General features: G+C 29.9%; 18 protein-coding genes. 6 read left to right on the forward strand and 12 right to left on the reverse strand.

Features of this window, described 5'->3' with window-relative positions:
• Window position 1: 1 nt before the first annotated feature.
• The 4 genes from KDK92_RS00815 to KDK92_RS00830 form a co-directional block, all read right to left on the reverse strand.
• On the reverse strand, window positions 2-721 hold the full coding sequence (locus KDK92_RS00815; RefSeq protein ID WP_250857120.1) for an ABC transporter ATP-binding protein: 720 nt from the start codon (window positions 719-721) through the stop codon (window positions 2-4).
• Between the two features lie 63 nt (window positions 722-784).
• A complete protein-coding gene (locus KDK92_RS00820) occupies window positions 785-1,711 on the reverse strand; it encodes a hypothetical protein (protein ID WP_250857121.1) in 927 nt (308 codons plus the stop codon).
• 288 nt (window positions 1,712-1,999) lie between these two features.
• Window positions 2,000-2,773: an SDR family oxidoreductase gene (locus KDK92_RS00825; protein ID WP_250857122.1), complete on the reverse strand. Its 774-nt coding sequence runs from the start codon at window positions 2,771-2,773 to the stop codon at window positions 2,000-2,002.
• Between the two features lie 257 nt (window positions 2,774-3,030).
• Window positions 3,031-3,561, reverse strand: coding sequence for a hypothetical protein (locus KDK92_RS00830; RefSeq protein ID WP_250857123.1), 531 nt, complete (start codon window positions 3,559-3,561; stop codon window positions 3,031-3,033).
• 329 nt (window positions 3,562-3,890) lie between these two features.
• Here KDK92_RS00830 and KDK92_RS00835 point away from each other — a divergent pair, with 329 nt between their 5' ends.
• The 3 genes from KDK92_RS00835 to KDK92_RS00845 all read left to right on the forward strand — a co-directional run bounded on the left by KDK92_RS00835 (window position 3,891) and on the right by KDK92_RS00845 (window position 10,206).
• Window positions 3,891-4,553: a hypothetical protein gene (locus KDK92_RS00835; RefSeq protein WP_250857124.1), complete on the forward strand. Its 663-nt coding sequence runs from the start codon at window positions 3,891-3,893 to the stop codon at window positions 4,551-4,553.
• Between the two features lie 525 nt (window positions 4,554-5,078).
• Window positions 5,079-7,097 carry a hypothetical protein gene (locus tag KDK92_RS00840; RefSeq protein ID WP_250857125.1) on the forward strand — a complete coding sequence of 673 codons (2,019 nt, stop codon included), beginning with the start codon at window positions 5,079-5,081 and terminating at the stop codon, window positions 7,095-7,097.
• A 10-nt stretch (window positions 7,098-7,107) separates the two neighbouring features.
• Entirely contained in the window at window positions 7,108-10,206 is a 3,099-nt protein-coding gene (locus tag KDK92_RS00845) for a hypothetical protein (protein WP_250857126.1), read from the forward strand.
• A 125-nt stretch (window positions 10,207-10,331) separates the two neighbouring features.
• Here KDK92_RS00845 and KDK92_RS00850 read toward each other — a convergent pair whose 3' ends face one another.
• On the reverse strand, window positions 10,332-12,362 hold the full coding sequence (locus KDK92_RS00850; RefSeq protein WP_250857127.1) for a methyl-accepting chemotaxis protein: 2,031 nt from the start codon (window positions 12,360-12,362) through the stop codon (window positions 10,332-10,334).
• A gap of 269 nt (window positions 12,363-12,631) precedes the next feature.
• Between KDK92_RS00850 and KDK92_RS00855 the strand changes: the two genes are divergently transcribed.
• A complete protein-coding gene (locus KDK92_RS00855; RefSeq protein ID WP_250857128.1) occupies window positions 12,632-12,859 on the forward strand; it encodes a small acid-soluble spore protein Tlp in 228 nt (75 codons plus the stop codon).
• Between the two features lie 111 nt (window positions 12,860-12,970).
• Here the strand turns inward: KDK92_RS00855 and KDK92_RS00860 are convergent, their stop codons facing one another.
• The 5 genes from KDK92_RS00860 to KDK92_RS00880 are packed head-to-tail and all read right to left on the reverse strand — an operon-like array spanning window position 12,971 to window position 16,817.
• On the reverse strand, window positions 12,971-13,177 hold the full coding sequence (locus tag KDK92_RS00860; protein WP_250857129.1) for a hypothetical protein: 207 nt from the start codon (window positions 13,175-13,177) through the stop codon (window positions 12,971-12,973).
• 10 nt (window positions 13,178-13,187) lie between these two features.
• Window positions 13,188-14,189, reverse strand: coding sequence for an ABC transporter permease (locus KDK92_RS00865; RefSeq protein WP_250857130.1), 1,002 nt, complete (start codon window positions 14,187-14,189; stop codon window positions 13,188-13,190).
• A 16-nt stretch (window positions 14,190-14,205) separates the two neighbouring features.
• Window positions 14,206-15,318 carry an ABC transporter permease gene (locus KDK92_RS00870; protein ID WP_250857131.1) on the reverse strand — a complete coding sequence of 371 codons (1,113 nt, stop codon included), beginning with the start codon at window positions 15,316-15,318 and terminating at the stop codon, window positions 14,206-14,208.
• 1 nt (window position 15,319) lies between these two features.
• Window positions 15,320-16,174, reverse strand: a complete 855-nt coding sequence (locus tag KDK92_RS00875; RefSeq protein ID WP_250857132.1) for an ABC transporter ATP-binding protein — start codon at window positions 16,172-16,174, stop codon at window positions 15,320-15,322.
• A 28-nt stretch (window positions 16,175-16,202) separates the two neighbouring features.
• A complete protein-coding gene (locus KDK92_RS00880) occupies window positions 16,203-16,817 on the reverse strand; it encodes a TetR/AcrR family transcriptional regulator (RefSeq protein ID WP_250857133.1) in 615 nt (204 codons plus the stop codon).
• 283 nt (window positions 16,818-17,100) lie between these two features.
• Between KDK92_RS00880 and KDK92_RS00885 the strand changes: the two genes are divergently transcribed.
• A complete protein-coding gene (locus KDK92_RS00885; RefSeq protein WP_250857134.1) occupies window positions 17,101-18,210 on the forward strand; it encodes an NADH:flavin oxidoreductase in 1,110 nt (369 codons plus the stop codon).
• Between the two features lie 191 nt (window positions 18,211-18,401).
• On the forward strand, window positions 18,402-19,910 hold the full coding sequence (locus KDK92_RS00890) for a DUF1846 domain-containing protein (protein WP_250857135.1): 1,509 nt from the start codon (window positions 18,402-18,404) through the stop codon (window positions 19,908-19,910).
• Between the two features lie 118 nt (window positions 19,911-20,028).
• Here KDK92_RS00890 and KDK92_RS00895 read toward each other — a convergent pair whose 3' ends face one another.
• Entirely contained in the window at window positions 20,029-20,850 is an 822-nt protein-coding gene (locus KDK92_RS00895) for a carbohydrate ABC transporter permease (protein WP_250857136.1), read from the reverse strand.
• Entirely contained in the window at window positions 20,850-21,716 is an 867-nt protein-coding gene (locus tag KDK92_RS00900) for a carbohydrate ABC transporter permease (RefSeq protein WP_250857137.1), read from the reverse strand. Before KDK92_RS00900 ends, KDK92_RS00895 begins: the two co-directional genes overlap by 1 nt.
• Window positions 21,717-21,833 lie beyond the last annotated feature (117 nt).

A 21,833-nucleotide genomic window follows, 5' to 3' on the forward strand; every position in this document is an offset into this window, starting at 1 on the left:
CTTAAACCCCCTTTCCTTTCACTTTATCAAGATAATATTCCTCAAGGTTATTATATTTTTCAAATATATTTTCAACATAGGTAGTCTCCAACCATTGGTTATCATGAATAATACAAACTTTTGTTGCAATATCATTAATATCATTGATTAAATGGCTTGATATAAGGATTCCCACATTATTTTCATAACTCAACTTCTTAAGCAACTTTTTCATAATTGACCTTCCTTCAATATCTAAACCTGAAAAAGGTTCATCAATTAACAGTAACTTAGGTTCATGTACCAATGCTTTTGCAAAAGATAATCTCTGTTTCATACCCGTTGAATAATTAGCCACTTTTTCATCTTTATATGGCACTAGTTCTACCTCTTGTAAAACTCTTTCAATCTTTTCTTCATTAATATCCTTATATAATTCACTATGAATTTTTAGATTTTTATATCCTGTTAGAAACTCATATGGGGCTGGCTTCCCCACCATTATCCCTGTTTCTAACATAGCTTTTTCAATATTTGTTTCACATGAATACCCATTGATACTCACTTCACCACTTGTTTTATTTGTAAATCCTAAGATACTTTTTATAGCCGTTGTCTTCCCTGCTCCATTAGGCCCTAGAAGAGCTACCACTTCACCTTCATTAATTGTTAGGTTAAGGTTCTTGATTCCTCTGTTATTCTTATATAATTTTGTTAGATTTTTTACTGATAATAATTCCATAATATCTCCTCCTAATAAATAAAAGTTCGGCATATGGTTGTGCCAAACTTTTATCTTAAGTGCTTATTTATTAGTTTGGCACTCTATAACAGTTACTTCCTTATCTGATAAATCAATAGTATCTACCACTGATTCATCTATTCCTTCTATTTCAACTGAACCTTTAACTACCATATCATGGTTCAATCCATCTTCATCTTTACCTTCAACTTTCATACTGAAAGATGTTCCAATCATTTGATTATCTTCATTTAAAGTTATATTAAATCCAATTTCTTTAACTTTAATATCCTCTTTTAACTTAGGCATATCTTTTACTTCATTAAGTTCTTCAAATAAAGGTAATCCTTTAAGCTCTATGTCTCTCACTTCTATGTCTGCTTCATTTTTATGCTCTATTGAAGTAGCTGCAGAAATCATAAGGTTAACTGGAACTGGAATCTCATCTTCTTTAAGATTAAATGAAATTATTTTATTTCCATTTTCACCTACAACAGACTCAAATTTATCTTTGTAATCCCCAATAAAGTAATCAAGTAAAGCCTCTTGTTGAGCTGTCATTTCTCCCATCATTTCATGATTCATTCCTCTGTGCTCTATTCCATCTATTCTATAATCAGTAGGTTCATCAATTTTGTAATACTTATCCTCTAATACATCGACAATTACCTTTTCTTTATCATTTGCATATACCTCTATATCTTTTGTTATATTTTCAACGCCTACTGTGAAAACTCCACTCATTTTTTTCTCTTCTTGATCAGCTTTAACTTTACCCTCAACACTTACAATATTAACACCATTATCTTCTACATCTACAGTGATGTTCACTGTACTATTTGTCACTGTGTCCATTGTCCTAATTGATTTGAATGAATTCTTAAACATGTCATATCCTTCACGTTTCACTGATGTAGCGAAAGCTGTAGTTGCAATTGTTGTTACTGCTAATGCTAAAGTTACTATTTGGACGATTTTTTTCTTTTTCATAATAATATCTCCTTTAGAATTTATTTGTTTTTCTACTGTAATTTCATTATACTTACCACCTATAAACTGACTCTAAAACAAATATAAAAATTTTCTAAAGTTTTCTTATTAATTTCTAAAGTGTTTATTTTATAGAAATTTATGTTTATAAGCATTAACCACCTATGCTATCATATAAATACGTGGACATTAAACTTCATAGAAAGAGGAGATATTTATGAGTAAGTGGAAACAAAAAAAAATGAGTCAGGTAACAGTCCCCTAACTCATTCTCAAACTCACATTAACTTACCAAGCTAACTGCCCACCATCTACGGGAATTACTACCCCATTACAAAAATCACTAGCAGGAGATGCTAAATAAAGAGCAATACCTTTCATATCATCGGCATATCCGAAACGCTTCGCTGGAAGTTTACTCATCAACTCTTCTTTCAATGAATCCATAGTCAATATTCCTTCAGTCATTGGTGTTATAGTAAGTCCCGGTGCAATTCCATTTACATTGATATTTTTATCCGCCCATGCAGCAGCAAGAGATTTTGTTATACCTGCCAAAGCATGTTTACTTGCAGAATAAGGCAAACCGTTAGGTTGACCTCTAAAAGTTGCCAGTGAAGCGATATTAATAATTTTACCACCAGTACCCTGCTTGATAAACTGTTTGCCTGCTGCCTGACATAGTAAAAATACTGAATTTTGATTTAAATTAATAATAAACTCATACTCTGAGTATTCTATATCTTCCGGTTTTTTATTAAAAGAAGATCCTGAACTATTTACAAGAATATCTAACTTTCCAAATTTTTCTACAACTTCATCAATAACTTGTTGACATTTTGATAAATCATTTACTAAATTACATTGTATAGCATGGTATTTCCTCCCAACTTGTTCAACTAACCTTTTTGTTTCTTCAGGTGATGTTCTATTATATATACCTACTATGTCCGCACCTGCCTCTGCAAGAGCGACAGCTATAGCTTGACCTATACCTGTTGCAGAACCTGTTATTAGTGCTACTTTCCCATCTAATTTAAACATATCAAAAACATTACTCATACTATCCCTCCATTTTTTCTTTTGCTAATTTTCCCAATAAAAAATTATTGATTTCATCAAAATTGAGTTGTCTATTCTGTATCTTTTCTCTTTATTAATACATATTAGCTAACACTTCCTCAACTGAAGATGATGTTACTCCAACTATAAGATAAAATTGTGTCAATTTAATGTCATAAAAAACAAACCTCTGAGAACTACTCGCAGAGGTTATTACCATATTAATATTCCATTTTTTTACATTCCAACAGTTTATCTTATTCTAACCTATTTGATGCCATATTCATTAATCCTAACATTAAGATATAATTTATTATTGAAATAATAAATATCACAAAAAACAACACCCCTAGTAAACTAGGTATAATTATAGATACTAATAATATGATATTAATAATTAAATACATCTTCCATCTATTATGAGCTTTTAATTCAAGATCATTATCATTAATTACTCTTGCTTCCTCTGCTATACCCATACAAATTCTATAAATCATCATCAAATTGACTATAGTATGCACTATTCCTATTAAAATCCATAATGCACCAAATGAAACATTTCCTATATCACTGATTGGAATGTTTACTTGATAAATATCTAGGATTGATAAAAAAATTAAAGGTATTGCCAATACCTTACCCTTATCAAAATTTTCATTCCTGTCTGATAACATATTTAATCCCTTGTAAAATAAAATATACGCAATAATATCTGGTAAAATATCAAAACCACCAATTCTAAAATCAAAAAGAAAAATAAATGCCCAAAATAAATTTTTAAACCCCATGATTTTCACTCCTCTTATAATAAGTTTTAGTCTGCCATATTTCAATATTACATACAAAATTTTATATTACTAATGTCAGTATGTAATTTTTTATATTAAAGATTTTGTAATACATATCCACATTATAAAACTTATGTGTCTTTAGTACAAATATATTACATTTTATGCTTACTTTACTAGTAATACTGACTAATTCAATCTATTATGTTACGCTAACTAATAAAAAAATGTAAAAAGTGCAACTTTTTCTTTTTTTGTTACGTTTATTATACTGTGTTAATGATTATTAACTTATTGAAACTATAACAATTATTCAGGAGGATGTTTGTATGTTAAGTATTAAGGAAGCTTGTAGATATGCTAATTTTTTAGATAGAATATTTTTAGACCTTACACTGGAATTTTCTTTAGATAGTTATTTAATAAAAACAAAAGAAACTCATCATAAAAACAAGGCATGTTTAGATGCAGAAGATGAGATTATAGACTCAACTCCTGAAAGACAATATGATATTGATGATTTTAAGCTTCATGGAGTTGCTAATCTTCTTAATGATATTATTAATGAAAAATTAAAACTGTCTCTAGCTATTGATGAAGCAAAAAAATCAGTCACTCTTGATTGGAAAGAATTTGGAGTAAACTTAACTTTAGATTCTGCTCTTGAGTATAACAAAAAACTTAGAATTCTATCCCAAAACTTTTTAAATAGCTTAGTTACTACTAAGTCATCTGAAGAAAAAAAGAAAGGACTAGATTACACCTTTAATCAAGAAGGGAATCAAGTCCCATATAAATACTCTATCGATGTAGTTAAAACAATTGATTATGATAGAAATAAAGTGAAAGAACTTAATAAAAAACTACTAAAAAAGACAGATGAAATATCTACACAAATAGATCAAGTTATGTTAAAGGAAGCCGTTGATTTTACAGCAAAATACGATATACATGATTCTATAGAAGAAATCATTGAAAAGTTTTTTAGCTAAGCATCTCTAATAAAACTGATATAAATGAAATATGCACAAGTTATAGGGAATTACTCAAAGAACTTGTAAGCAATTACTTTAATAGTGTGAATCGGTTCGTCAACGGAATTATACAGTTGAATAGATAAGCCAAATTGATTAAATAATAAATATTCTACTAAATGATTAGTAAAACATTTCAACTAGCATTATCCCGTGGAAGTGCTAACTCTAAAATATGCTAATTCATCAAATCATTAATTCGTCCTTAATGTACGCTTCATTAGAATTTTAATAAAATCTAAGTTTTTAATTTAAATGATTCCGTATTAAATTTAATTGCGCATGTTTCACTTTATATATTGAGCTGAGAGGAAACTCTCAGCTCAAATTAATTTTGGCAATAATTCTAAAAAAATAGGATTAATTTGTTAAATAAAATTGTAAAATAAGGTTAAATAGATTGTAAATGGTAGTACGTTAATATATAATAAATAAGTTGTTTATTAGGATAAAACAAACACAAATGAAGAAAAGAGGTGTACTATGTCAATAAAAATCTCAGTTGATTTAAATCAATATGAATCAATTACAAGAGCTATTGAGCAATGGATTAAAATTCTGAAAAGCGATTATTACTTGAACAATCCAAAGAATATCATAATTGAAGATATAACACAGGGGATACTTAAACCTGACGTACTTAAGCGTTCATATTTATACAATAAATCAGCTGAAACTATTCCAAGTCTAGGAAGTGATTTAGTTTTTATATTGAAAATAATTGAAATAGAAATGGAAGAAGAAGCTAGTGATATTGCCTTTGCTATGAGTACTTTTTTAAAACAAGTGGATTATAACTTATTAAATACTCAAGATGGATATATTTTAGGGTTAGATATAATTTATGCTGTTTCAACTGCATATCCTTATTGGTCGTATTGTTTAGGTAGAGCCATTAACCCAAATTGGCCAAAAGAATCTCAAGAACTTATAATACCCATTCTAAAACAATATATAATAACTGAAAAATGGACAGATGATACATTGGGGGTTTTTATCTATTGTGACCAAGAAGAAATTCGAAAAGCTTTATCACAACTTGATTTAAAGTTCTTTTTGAATTTGCCAAAGAAATTAAAACTTTTCAAAAATCTTATTGTAAAAAAACATAAAAAGGATCTATCCTCAAATCAGATAGAAAGCTACTTTGAAAACGCTCAAAAAGATTATTCTGTAGAGGACATCCAAGATGTTTTAAAACAGCTTTCTGTTAAAAAGATTAATCAAGTTCAAGCTCAATCGAAAGCTTATGTTTTAGAAAAAAGTTCTAGCAGAGAATTAATTCATTTAAAATACATGTTAGTGCTCCCCCAAGAAACAGAGGTGACTATTAAAATAGAACACCCTATAAATGAAATGGGAGAAGAAATGACTAAGCATAAAGTAACATGTATTGATGGACAGATTAATAACATTAGATTGTGTCCACATTGTCCTGGTAATTATACAATAACTATTTTAATTAAAGGAAAACCTTTAATTAAAGAAAGATTCTTAATAGAAGATCGAGCTCTTACTAAAATTAAAGATGTTAAAATTGGTAATTATTATGCATATGACTTTGTACCTTTTGAAAACATGGATAAGCCCTTTGGAATAGAATTTACTATTGAGTCAGGAAAAGTAAATGGCCTTATTTATCATCCTAGATTTATTAAAGAATTATTTAATGACGTAGTAGAGACAGATGTGGAACAATGCACCTATGTAAATCCCGGAACGTATCATATGACAATAAATCCAAGAGATTTTATAAATTACGAAAAGGGATTTTTTGAATTTTTACTTTGGAATGAAAAAGAAACTGAGCTTTTATATAGAACAGTTTTCTTTGAAAACAAAAATCCAGTACCTTTAAATTCAAAAGAAGAAGAACTTGAATTTATAGAAACCTTAGCTCTTGAAACTTTTTATAAAGAAGATCCTAAAAGATTTAATCAAAATGTATTAAGAGGTACAATCGGAGAATTTGAAGCTCTCTTTCATAAAAACTACTTTAAATTTTGCACAAAAGAAGAAATAATTCAATACTTGGTAACGCTAGCAGATGGATGTTTTAATAGCTTAAATGGATATTTGCCCAATCATGTTGATTTAATTTGGCAAAATGAAATTAAATCAAAAGAAGAGCCTTCAAAAACTGAAGTTTTAAACTATGGAGTTTATGAAAAGGCAGATAATTTCATTGAAGGAATTAATACATCTTTAAAACCTCAAAAGAAATATTTAAAAATCAAATTAGGTAGTTATTTCGGTATTTCTTACAATTTAAACCCGTTTTGGTTTAAAGAAGATATTACTATTAGCTGCAATGTGTCATTAGTTAAAGATGGTCGTAAAATAATAGATGAAACTTGGAATGATATTTCTTTTCATAATAAAAAGAATCAGTTTATTTATAGAGTAGAAACAAAGGAAGAACTGCATGGTGGCTGGTGGCAATTCAATTTATATTATCAAAATGAATGTATTTTAAATCAATATATTAAAGTTGAAAACTAAGGAGGAAACTATGGGACAATTTGATAAAAACCAAAGAATACGATTCAAACTAAATGATCATGCATCCCTAACCGATGCTCTTAAGCAATATAAGGTTCTATTACAACAAGATGAAGTGGTTATACATCAAGTTTATGATATAGATTTTGTTTATGTTGAAGATGGTGAAGATCATCCCCTTTTATTAGAACATGCAGAGCTTGAAATACTTGAAAAAATCAGAAATATTTCAGAATCTGATTATTATACAGAAAGAGATTTTAATAGTACTGGCTCTGAAGGATTATTTTTTTCTCATTGCTTAAAGCATCCTCAATTAAAATCAGAGATTGTGGATACAGTAAAAGAAATCGTAAACTATTCTAGACGACATAATGATACTTGGGAAATGTGGTCTGATGATTGTGGTGTATTTGGTATTGATCCAGTATATATGTTAGCAGAAAAATATCATGAGTATACATATTTAATAGGTGCCTACATAATTCCTTACTGGGATACAGAACACGCTCCTTATGTTATGGAATATCTAGAAAGAATTTATTTAGATAGAGGTTTTACAGATGATGTACTAAAGACTTTTTGTTATTGTGATAATATAGAAGGTCGTCAGTCTATCCTATCAAAAGGATGGCAGTCCTCTGAAGAAAATCCTTTTGATCTTGAAGCATATTTTAAAGAAACTCCTGAGCGCTATAAAAGATTTAAAACACTTATGAAAGAACGTTTTAAAGAACAACCCTATCTTCAGTATACAGAAGATGATTATACTGATCGTCCAGTAGAAGATTTTTATAGATCAATTTTGTACTCAAGAACTAGCGACGATGAGGATTATTATGATTTTGAAGATTTAGATTTAGAAGAAATCTTCATTGAAGGTACTTATGATAATGAGGCTTATAATTTACAGACTGAAATTGAAGATTACATTGGAAAACCATTAGCTGAACCTTATAAAGATTCCATGGAAAGATATGATAAAGAATCAGAAGAAGCTCTTGAAGATGACACTGTTTGGGAGGATTTCTTTTTAAATGGTTTTGAAAATGGTGAAGAAATGTGGAATTATATAATGTATGGCGAAGATGATTCTATTTTAGATAAAATACAACCTGTAGATATCCTCAAACTTTCAAAAGATAAAAAGCTAAAAATTTCAAAGAAATTTGATTGGTTCATAGGGGGCTTTGACTCTTTAGAAGGTGAATTCCCTAGAATTTTCGAAAGCTTTTTAGAGCAATATTATGATGTAGATCAAGCCCTTCGAAATAACGGAATGATTATTTCAATTAATGGAAATGATACAACAGGAAGACAAGCTGTTATATGTGCTTTAGATATTTTTTATAGACTTATGGGTAGACCTGTTTTTTCATATGATCTATTTGAACTTATAACATCCTCTAAAGTGATGACACCTTCTGCATTTCGAGAAAGATATCATAACACTGATGAAACTTCTATGAAAAGTTTAACTCAACTTATTGCTGACTTTAGTACTTCAAGAGAAGTTTTTAGTCCTCAACTTGATAGAATCTATGAAATAATCAATGAAGATAGATCTAAAGCTCTATCTTTATTTCAAGGAAAAGCTCTTGATATTTTAGACGAAAAAGAGGTTTCTATGTGTTTATCAAAAGATCTATTAAATAGACCTTATCAGATTGAACTTTATAAGCAAGGTTTGTTGAATAAAACACATAATATAGTAATGTCAATGTATTTATTATACAAAGATTATCAAAATAGAGTAATGGATGATTTATCTAAATTCTTACTTGATTTTGTAGAAAAGAATGCTATTACTAATCTAATGAACGTTATTAAAAATTACAGTGACTTAACAGATGAAGAACTAGAAACAGTCAAAAAATATATCAAAGGAAAACCTATGCCTCCTAGAGAATTGATGATGAAGGCAATGATGGGTAAAGAACCTTTGACAGATGAAGAAAAATCTCTGCTGAATCCAAAGTTTGAGCCTGTTAAATTAGAAGAAGCTGTTGATTTGTTAAGGATTAGATTAGAACATGAAATTAATAGTGATGATCCTCAAATTCACTACGAAATATTCTCAGATTATGAGGATGATTCCATTAATATTTTATTAGCTGCTTTATATCTTGGTAGTTGTAAATTCAATCTTCCTTCTTCTAAAGCTTATAAAAATGCATACACTCTTTTATTTGAATTAGCTCCAATTAAGGTAATCAATTCTACCTCTTACTTATATCATAGTTCATACAGGAGTAAGCTGGACAATGTTGATTATTGGTATGATTTTGAAAGAGATATGAAAAAAATCTCAAAGGATAAAAGCAGCTACTTAGCTTGGGAACTCTTAGATAATGATGATCCTCGTTATGATGCTCTTGTACAAGCATATATAGACGATGAAGAAAATAGTGGTTTTAGCTTTATAAAAGTTGATACAAGAGAAGATATTGAAAAGGCTCTATCATTGCTGCCAGTTTCTAATCAAACTAGATTCTATGAAGAAGTTACTGAAAAGGATGATAGTATTGTGATAGATGGTCAAGCTAAAATTTTCTACGGATATATTCCGATGTTAATCAAAGAATCACATGTAAATAGCACTAATGTATCAAATGAAGAGATTCATTCAATCTCTAATGATTTAATTGACTTTATAGAAGGTAATATAGAACTAACTGAGTTAGATTATACTAAATCGATTATTGAAGATTTATCACCTATATCAGGTTTTACTGAAAACTTATGGGCTCTGGATGAAACAAAAAGAAATAGACTATTTGATTATATTTTCCAATTTGGTTTGGAGAGTATCTCTGCTGCTTATGATAGGTATAATGTTGAACCTGTAGATTACTTAGAGTTATTAATAAATCATAAAGTAGAATATAATCTAATAAGCTCATTCTTAGTTAAGTATGGTGATTATGAAGCTTTCTCTGAATATCTAAAGATTTATAATCCTTCTGAACATATAAAAGAAATGAACATAGACACTCGTATAAAAGCATTGGAATTAGCATCTGGTACTTCATTAGGTAAAGAATTTATAAATGACTTTTTAGATGATCCATCTGATAGAGTTAATAACTATGCTAAAAGTTTACTTTAAAAGTATAAAATAACACATAAAAGACCATGAGAATTTACTTCTTCATGGTCTTTTCTAGATTGTCTTATGAATCCACCTGTTCCAATATTTCTAATATTTATTTAACTTTTAGTCCAAAGTTAGTTTTATTTAGATTGGATTTTAAATTGATTAACTTGCTCCAACATTTCTTTAGTCATGCTACTTAATAATTGAGATGAATCGTTAACTGATTCAGTAGATGAATTCATTTCTTCAGTTGAGTTAATGATTTCAATTGACGAAGCAGATATTTCCTCTGCAATAGCTGCAGTTTCTTCTACTTTTTCTAATATAATATTATTCTTATCACCTAACTCAGTGGCTGAAGTGTTTGTATCTTCGATTTTAGGAGTTATTTCATCAACTGCTTTTGTTATTTTATCAAAAGAATTAATAGCTATATCAATATTTTCCTTTTGATCTTTTAGTTCATTGTTAACTATTTCAGTAGTAGTAATCATTGCTTTTGTATCCTCTGAAGTATTTCTAACTATATCAGCAATATTATTAGATGACTCCTTACTTTGTTCTGCTAGTTTTCTTATTTCTTCTGCAACTACAGAAAATCCTTTTCCAGCTTCACCAGCTCTTGCAGCTTCAATTGCTGCATTTAAAGCTAATAAATTGGTTTGCTCTGCTATATTATTAATTAAATCTGTTATTTCATTTATTCTTGATATATTTTCTCCAACATTTTTAATCTTCATAAGAAGATTACTAAAGGCTGTATTTACTTGTTCTACAGAGTTTATTACATGTTCCATATCTTTGTTGCTTTTATCTGCCATAGTTTTAATATCAGTGTTGTTTGAACGTATATTTTCTATAGAACTTACTATCTCACCAAGCTGACAACTAAATTCATTTAGAATTTCAGTAATATTCATTAACTCTTCTGCCTGTTGACTTGCACCATTTGCTGCCATTTCAATAGATGAAGATACATTTTCAGATGAAACTGTCATAGATTGCGATGCAGATGATAAGTTTTCTGATTGTACATCAATATCACTTGAAGTTTCTTTTATATTAAAAATTATAGTTTTTATAGAGTCTTGCATCTGAGTAACAGCTTTTGACATTGCTCCTATTTCATTGTCTTTATTTATGTATTTATCAGGTATTTTTTGAGTCAAGTCTCCATTTGCAATTCTATTTAGATTTTTTATAACTACCTTTATTGGCTCAATAATCATTCTAGTAATAATAAGGGTAACAATAATTCCAATTATTATGGCAACGATGGCAGAAATGATTAAAAAGAAATTTAATGTATTTAGTTCAGACAATATTTCCTTCTTACTTACAGATACACCTAAAGACCAACCTGTACTTTTAATAGGCACATACGCTAAATATTTAGAAGTTCCATTAAAAGTATATTCTTCAGTTCCTTTTTCACCTGCTATCATCTTTCTTTCTATATCAACCAATGCTTTAAATTCAACATCATTTTTAAGAGAAGGATCACTCTCATATATTTTTACATTGTTGTTTTGTTCCATAACAAACTTTTCTACTTTATCTGCAATGCATGTTCCTTCTTTATTTAACATAAATGCACTACTTGTTTCACCTATTTTTATATTATTAGTTATAGCACTAAGATTATTTCCATTTGTGTCCGCTAGTAATACACCAATTACTTTTCCCTCTTTCTCAATAGGTACTGTGAATACTACTACCTGTGCATTATCAAATTCGCTAATTAATGGATCTGATATATTGCTTATACCTGAAATAGCTTGTTTAAAATCATTTACCTCTTTTAAATTTACTTCACCGCCATCTGTGAATTTAAAATTACCCTCTAGATCACCAATTCCCATCCTTAAATAACCATTTCTTTCTACTTCTCTAGAAAGCATCTTTAATTTATCCTCAAGTTGTACTGTCTCATCTTCAATTAGTGAGTTATCTGCCAATTGTTCAAGGAGTTTAAGTTTTCCATTTAGAGACATTTCGATTGTTAGCGCAGCTTGCTTTGTGGTTTCTGATAAGGTTAATTTTACAGTGTTTGATAATGCTTTTTTTGCTACATTATAAGATATACTCCCAAGTCCACCACAAACAACTATTAGTAAAATACTAAAGTATAATATCATATTGGTTTTTATACTACGAGTTTTTTTCATTATTTTTTCTCCTTTGTATATAATAAGCTCAATCAATATTATCGTAAAAATTCTACAATTCTAAAGAGGATATCATTAAGAAAATTCCCGTAGTTCTGCAATTATTATAGACCTTATAACATTCTATTAAAATTTGGGGATGGTAGTACTCAATTAATCATGTAAATCATTTTATTGAATAACAACTATAGTTATAGAAATAATAAAATATATGGTGTTTATATATTAAAACACACCAAAAATATAAGTTCAACAAAGGAGAGAAAACTATGAAGAGCACTAAAGATCACAGAACAAATAATGTAGATACAATTGAATATAAAGTTGAAAAGACACTAGAAAATTTTCATGAGACTGAAGAAATGATAAAAAAGACAAATGATGAAGAAATGAAAAGCGCATTAGAAGCAAAAAATGATAGAAGAATAGAAACTCTTAATAATGTCAAAAAAGAAATTATAGAAGAAGCAATGGCACAACAAAACGAATATAAATAATGTGAAAGCTAAAAAAGAGCTGACTCCTGATATTTTCAAGAGTCAGCCTTAATAATACAATCACTTCATAATATGGATTTAATATATCTTGATTTAATATATCTTGAATTATTATTTCATTAATAACCATACACCTAACACAACAAAAGCTGCACCCCAAATATAGAAGAATATTACTGTACCTTTTTCACCTAAAACCTTTTTAAAACCTTCAATTTTCTTCATGTTCCATATTTTTTCTGGTTTCTTTGCTGCTATTACAAAAACCATTACTGCATATAAGAGTGCTAAAATTCCTAATAAAGCCCATACGTTCATAAAACCCCTCCTATTCTAAACCTTTTCTGATTTTTGGTGCTAGATATATAAATACAATAGTACTCAATAATAAAACAATAGCTGAATACCCAATAATCTGCTGCCATGTAGCGCTCTGTGCAAGTACAGCGTCGTTACCTTTATATGCCCAATAAAATGGATTCCAGTACATGGTTTTCTGCCATTTGTCACCTAATAATTCTGCAACAGCTATAGCCGCTCCCATAGGTAAGAACAAAATCTTAATGTTTCCCATGGCACTCATTACATCGTCGTTGTTAAGCCCTTGAATAAATCCTACAAGGATGCACAATATTGTTGCTACAAATACCATCATCATTACCTGACCAATATTGATACCTTTGAATCCCGTAATCCAAATAGTTGCGATAGTACCAAAAATAGGTAGCAGTGCTCCCATCAAACTTTTACCAAGTATATAAGTTTTACGAGAAACAGGTGATAAATGTATTGCTCTAATTGTTCTATCCACTTTCTCTTCTACAATGTTAAGCGCTATCAACATTGCTCCAAGGATTGACATGAATAATATAGAGATGTTTACTAGAAGTTTCTTAAGTGGAGGTACTTTTCGTCCAAGGTCTACTATTTCTGCGTTAGAATTTTCTATTTGAGCATCCAATTCATACAAGCCAAGAAGTGACTTTGCATAATTAACAATTTCTTCATGCTCATTTCCCTGCTTTAATATATAATATTCTTCGCCATCTGGTAAAATACCTATAACATCATCTCTCTTACCAATTCTTTGTTCTACTGCTTCAGCATCTTTGAATACTTCAACCTTAGCAAACTCTTTAAGATAGTTCACCTGGTCTGTGTTTTCCCCTTCAATTAAGGCTAGTTTAACTGTTGTATCATTGATACTTGGAGTAAGCAAGTTAATTCCAACTGCAAATAATAATGGGAAAGCAATGAGATAAAGAGCTAAAAAATCCCTTGTATTCACTTTTAAATCTCTTAGAAATATCATAAATATTTTTTTAATCATAAAAATCCACCTCCTACTATGCCGCTAATGTTTTTTTGTATCGTTTATTGGCAATGAGGAATATGATAAATCCTACAACTAAGAATCCTATTGAAGCCATTAGTGTGTATGTTGTATCCCCATTTTTAACTATACATTCTTTAAATCCTTGAATTAAAGGATACGTAGGTATTACTTTAATCCATGTTGGTTCCCAGCTAGGAACATAATATGCTATACTAGGTAATAGCATCGCTATCATAACTGCATATATAACTCCAAATGCTTTCATAATATTGTCATAGAAACTTGCAATTAACAAACCTAGTGATGAAGCACAGAATCCTGATGTAATAAGGAGTACTAACAGTAACAGATAATTAGGTTGTAGCCCCATTATTGGGATAACTATAAGAAGACTAGTTAAAATAGTGGTTACTAAAATTACACCGACTTTACTCATTAAATACTGCCATACTGAAGAAGCAGTAATTGCATAAGCTTTAATAATCCCCTCTTTTTTATCTAAGAATATATATGCTGCTATAATAAATAGTCCCATGAGACTTCCGTTAAAAGTTAGAAATGCTGGAACCACATTTTGTCGATCACTAAGTATATTATATGATGTTGATAAAGAACGAACTTCCAGGTTATCAACCTTCTCTTTTAAAACATTTGTATCACGATTATGAATAATCAGATATAAATTCTTAAGTCTATCTGATTCATATCCTTGCAAATAATACTTGTAATGCATTTTCCCTTTTTCATCTAAACTTATTACTGCACTAAGTAGAGGTCTCTCTGTCTCTGCCAGTTGAAGTGCTTCTGCTTCGCTATTAACAATATAGATTTTCTTTTTTTCTGTTTCATATAGGTCAGCTGGTATTAAGTCTTTTTTGCTTTTAATCTCTACCTTTTCAATTTTTCCATCTAAGTCTTCTGCTAACATTTCTTTTTCGTATTCCTGCACTATAGCTTCCGGTAAATTCAAGTGCAAATATTCTGTCTTTTTACCCCCAAACTCTTCAGGTACTACAGTTAATAATATTGCCAGTAAGATAATGGCTACAACGAACTCTATATAGAAGTAGTATCCTCTGGAAGCTAATTTGAGTTCTTTAATAAAACTATGCCATAATTTCATACTACTCAAGCCCCCTTCCAGTAACTTTGATAAAGATTTCTTCCAGTGTCGCCTCCTTCGTATGCATTGTCTGAACTTCATACTTTCCAATTATATCTTGTAGTTGCTTTATATCTTCTTCTTGTATAGTTGATAAAGTTTCTTTTATTGTTTCACCCTCTTTAATGTACTCAACTTCAACTAGCTTATTACCATATTGCAGTTTAAGATTTCTAGGAGAATCAATTAGCTTAATCTCACCATCAACTATAAATGCAACACGGTCACATAATTCATCCGCAATGTGCATGTTATGAGTTGTTAAGAAAATGGTCACTCCTTTTTTATTCTCTTCTCTGATAATATCTTTAATCTCCGAAGCAATTGCCGGATCAAGACCAGTTGTTGGCTCATCAAGGAACCAAAGTCTTGGGTTATTTATCATAGATCTTGCAAAAGTCAATCTATGCTTCATACCTTTTGAAAATTCTCCTGCCCTAATATTCGCTTTGTCTCCTAAACCGACTAACTCTAATAATTCTTCTGGTTCACGTGTTTCTACATCAAATAACTTCCTATAGAAATCAAGATTTTCTTTAGCAGTCATTTTACTGTATACATTAGATTGTTCAAAAGACATCCCTATCTGATTAAACATTTTGTTTGAGATAGTTTTCACATCATACCCTACAACTGAAACCTCCCCCTGTTGTAACTGCAATAAACCTGTCAAAATGTTCTGTGTTGTTGATTTACCAGCTCCTGAAGGTCCAAGGAAGCCAAAAATTTCTCCTTCTTTTACTTCAAAACTCACATCTTTCACTGCAAACTTGCCATCCTTATTGTAAGAATGAAAAAGATTTTTAACATTAATCATAGTGTTTTACCCCCCCATTTATATTATTTTATTTATAAAAAGCTGCTCTTAGCACTTCAATATAACCATCTATTTCTTCTAACATAGCATCATAATCAATGTCTTTGTCAATTTGTGCAAAACTCTTTACACACTCTTCACCATACTTTTCAAATGTCCATTTAATAATAGTCATAGCCCTTTTTATATCTATCCCTTCTTTAAACCTTGTATAATCAACATCAAAATTATAAATTTGGGAAATTAGCTCTATCGCTTTACCTTGATTCATGTTCAACATTTCTTCCCTTGTTTTATTTTCTAATATAAGCGTGCAAAAAGAAAATATATGAGGGTAACGTTCAGTAATTTTTATTTTAATCACCGCAGCTTGCTTAATTCGTTCAAGAATATCAGTCTCATTCCAGTCAAAATTATCTTCAATTTCTTTTAATATTATTTCCACACTAAATTCTTCCAAATACTCAAATAAATTTTTCTTATTATTAAAATAATGAAACAAAAGACCTTTAGATATATTTGCATTTTTAACTATATTGTTAGTTGAGGCTTTGTCAAATCCATACTTGCTGAATTCTTCAAAGGCACTATTGATTATCCTATTCTTTTTTTCTATGTCAATTTTTTCGAAAGCTTCGTTCATTATCTAATATCCTCCTAATTATACTCTCCGGCTTTGACCTTAATGGTCAATTCCATTATATAACAATTGACCATCAAGGTCAATCCATTTCCAAAATAAACTAAAACAAAAAACGTATACACTAAAATAGTTTGACAACAAACCTTTTTAGTGTATAATTAGTTTTATATCAAACTAATATTTAGTTAATAAAATTAAAATGCAATACAAGCTCAATTTATGTTTTTGAGTTTGTACATACCTACTGATTAAGTGAGTATGCTATAAGAAAGGAGCTTTTTAAATGTACACTAATGAACAAAAAAAATCTTTATTCCATGAAAATAATTTAGCAAACATTGATCTTAAAAATAGATTTGTTAGAAGTGCAACTTGGGAAAATATGACCACTGAAGATGGCCATCTCACAAAGGAACTTTATGATATTTATGAAGAATTAGCAAAAGGAGAAGTTGGGTTAATTATAACAGGATACGGAAATGTTGTTAAAGAAGAACAGCCTAATCCTGGCATGATGGGTATTTACGATGATTCATTTATTCAAGAGTATAAAAAATTAACAAAGTTAGTTCACAGCTATGGTTCAAAAATAATTATGCAAATAGCTTACGGTGGGACAAAAACTAAGTTTAACCTTGGTGAAAGAGTTATTTATGCTCCAAGTGAAGTTCCTGAAAGAAGTACAAATGTTTTAGGTAAATCCATGTCAAAAGATGAAATAGACTATATTATTAACGCCTTTGCTGAAGCTGGTAAAAGGGTTAAGGATGCAGGTTTCGACGGGGTAGAGATACATGGAGCACATACATATTTAATAAACCAATTTCTTAGTCCATATTACAACAGAAGAACCGATGAATATGGTGGAAGTTTAGAAAATAGAATGAGATTTTTACTACAAATTTATTATAAAATGAGAGAAAAGGTAGGAAAAGACTTCCCTATATTAGTAAAACTTACTGCTACTGAATTTTTTGAAAGTGGACTAACCTTTGAAGAAACTAAATTAATATGTAAAAAATTAGAGTCAGTAGGCATTGATGGTATTGAAATTTCAGGTAATATCCATGGTAAAGCAAAATCAATGACCGGAGAAATATTTGACGGATATGAAATAAAAGAGGAAGGATATTTTATTGAATATGCAAAGATTATTAGCGAAACAGTAAATGTTCCAATAATTACAGTAGGTGGTTTTAAAGATTTTTATAACATAGAAAAAGTTTTTAATGAAACAAATATTGGTTACTTTGCTATTTCAAGACCTTTACTTGCTGAACCTCATCTAATCAAGCGATGGAAAGATGGCCATAGAAAACCAGCAAAATGTGTTAGATGTTCAAAATGCAGGACACCAAAAGGAAATTATTGTGTTGTCTTTAATAAAGTTTAAAACATATGTAATATAGGCTTTGCTAATGTTTTTCTGAAGTTATTACAAAAAAAATAAAAAACATTTGAATTTCCTATTATAATTAAGTCGATTTGATGGTAAAATAGTCAAAGAATACATAGGCACATGTAAAAAAAATTAACTATGTTGTTTATTTTTTTACATGTGATTTGAGAATAGTGAGGTTGATTATGAAAATAGGATTTGATCACAAGAAATATTTAGAAGAACAATCAAAGTTTATACTTGAAAGAGTAAATGATTACGACAAACTTTATTTGGAGTTTGGAGGAAAACTTTTATGTGACTTACATGCAAAAAGAGTACTTCCAGGTTTCGATGAAAACGCAAAGATAAAGCTACTTCATAAGTTGAAAGAAAAGGTTGAGGTTGTTATTTGTGTTTATGCTGGAGATATCGAAAGAAACAAAATTCGTGGAGACTTTGGTATAACTTACGATATGGATGTTTTAAGAATAATTGACGAATTTAGATCATATGAGCTGGATGTTAATAGCGTTGTAATTACTAGATATGACAATCAGCCTGCAACAACAGTATTTATGAATAAATTAGAGCGAAGAGGTATTAAGGTTTATACTCATCGTTCTACAAAGGGATATCCTACAGAAGTAGATGTTATTGTTAGTGAAGAAGGTTATGGAAAGAATCCATACATAGAAACTACAAAGCCAATAGTTGTAGTAACTGCTCCTGGTCCAGGAAGTGGTAAACTAGCTACTTGCTTAAGTCAGCTATATCATGAGAATAAGCGTGGAAGAGTGGCAGGATACTCTAAATTTGAAACTTTCCCTGTTTGGAATGTTCCACTAAAACACCCTTTAAATATTGCATATGAGTCTGCAACAGTTGATTTAAAGGATGTAAATATGATTGACTCTTTCCATATGGAGGCATACGATAAAGTTTCAGTAAATTATAATCGTGATATTGAAACATTCCCTGTGCTTAAGAGAATTATTGAAAAAATTACAGGAAAAGAATCTGTTTATAAATCACCTACGGATATGGGTGTTAATCGTGTTGGATTCGGAATTGTTGATGATGAGGCGGTTAAAGAAGCTTCTAGACAAGAGATTATTAGAAGATATTTTAAAACAGGGGTGGAGTATAAAAAGGGTCTTGTTGATTTAGAAACTTTCCATAGAGCAAAGCTAATTATGGAAGAACTTAATCTTAAGGCTGAGGATCGCAAAGTAGTTATTCCAGCTAGAGAAAAAGCGTCCAAGTTGAAAGAGGAATTATGTAAAAATGAACACTGTACTGTTGTAGCTATTGAACTTGAGGATGGAACAATTTTGACTGGTAAAAACTCAAGCACAATGGATGCCGCAGCTGCTGTTATTATAAATGCTATTAAGCATGTTGCTAATATTGCAGATGAGATTCATTTAATTTCACCAGTAATCCTTGAACCAATAATTAAATTAAAATCAGAAACATTTGGAAACAAGACTACAGCTTTAAATTGTGAAGAAATTTTAATTGCACTGAGCATTAGTGCAGCAACTAATCCTATGGCTCAATCAGTTATGGAAAAACTATCTATGCTTAAGGGCTGTCAGGCTCACTCTACAACTGTTTTAAGCACAAATGATGAGCAGACACTTAGAAAACTTGGTATCGATGTTACTTGTGATGCTGAGTATTCATCAAGTAGTTTATATTATAATAATTAATATAGATAGACGTTTTCTATACTTAAAATAAGGTGTAGTTTTCTATAAGAATTAAGAAACTTATAGAAGACTACACCTATTTTATTTAGACTAAATCAGAAACACTTTTCCTAGCTCATTACTTTATAGACCCTTGTGCAATACCCTTAACAATGTGTTTTTGGGCAAAGAAGTAAAATACTATAATAGGAATCATGGCTATAACAAGTCCAGCTAATGCTAAATGCCATTTTTTTGAGTACTGTCCAAAAAAGTAAAACATTTTAAGTGGTATTGTATGCCATCTGGTTTCATTTATAACAAGCTGTGGAAGTAAGAAGTCATTCCATATCCACATAGTATTCAATATTGAAACTGTTACTGTTATGGGCTTTAACAGTGGAAAAACCACATACCAAAAAACCTGAAATTTATTGCACCCATCTATTACTGCAGCCTCTTCTATTTCCATTGGTATTCCTTTAATAAATCCATGGTACAGAATTATTGATAGGCTAGTACCAAAACCTAGATACATAAAAATTAATCCTACTGGATTTAAGAGGTGTGCACTACCCATAATTTTTATTAATGGAAGCATAACAGCCTGAAATGGTACAAGCATAGCAGCCGCAAATAAAAAGAATAAAAATGTACTAAACTTGCTCTTTGTTCTAACAAGCATCCATCCTGCCATAGATGTAAAAATCACTATTATTATAACACTGATAACTGTAATCAATAGTGAATTGATACATGAGTGAATAAAATCCAATTGAACAAAGGCTTCACCATAATTCTTCAATGTAGCAAATTTTCCAGGTAGCCCAACAACATTGGTAAATATACCTCTTTGAGTTTTAAAAGAATTAGTTAACACTAAATAAAAGGGAGATATGAATATTATCCCAACAATTATACTTATTATGATTGTTAAAATTTTTCCAATTCTTTTTTTCACTACAGTTCAACCTCCCTTTTCTTACTGAAATACAACTGTGTTAATGTAATTGCAGCGATTGTAATAAGGAATATAACTGCCTTGGCCTGAGCTAACCCAAAGCTATTAAATTTAAAAGCTGTATTATATATGTTCATAGCAAGCATTTGTGTAGAATTATAAGGCCCACCTGCTGTTAAAGATAGGTTCTGATCATAGAGCTTAAATGCATTAGATAATGTTAGAAATATACCAACTGTAAACGCTGGTGCAACTAATGGTATTGTAATATTTTTGAGTTTCTGCATACTTCCTGCCCCATCTATTTCTGCTGCTTCAATAAGCGACTTAGGTATATTTTGAAGTGCTGCTATATATATAACCATCATATATCCTGCCATCTGCCATGACATCAAAATAACAAGTCCCCAAAATCCTGTGGATGTATCAGAAAGCCATCCTCTTAAAAAATCTATTCCAAGTGCTGCACCTATAAAATCAAATCCCTTAGTAAATATAAATTGCCAAATAAATCCTAAAATAAGTCCACCTATTAAATTAGGCATAAAGAAAATACTTCTTAACACATTGCTCATCTTTAATCCTCTTGTTACTAACAATGCAAGTAAAAATCCAATTAAGTTTATACTAATAACTGACACAATTGCAAATTTTGCAGTAAACAAAAATATTCTTAAAAATTCTTTATCTTCTTTAAAAACTTCAATGTAGTTCTTAAAACCTATCCAATCAACATTATTACTTATTCCATTCCATGAAGTAAATGAATAATATATTCCCATAAACATCGGAATAATAACAACCACTAAAAATGCAAAAAGTGCAGGTCCAACAAATAAACAGAACCAACCCCATGATTTTTTCATAATATCCCCCAACCTTCTTTATCTAATTCACAGTGCACAGTGGATATTTAATGAAAGAAAAAAGAAGAAAGAAGAAATTAGGTTATCAATTCTCTCTCTTCTATTTTCTCTTTTCTC

The organism is Oceanirhabdus seepicola, assembly GCF_023684385.1.
Classification (GTDB): Bacteria; Bacillota; Clostridia; order Clostridiales; family Clostridiaceae; genus Oceanirhabdus; species Oceanirhabdus seepicola.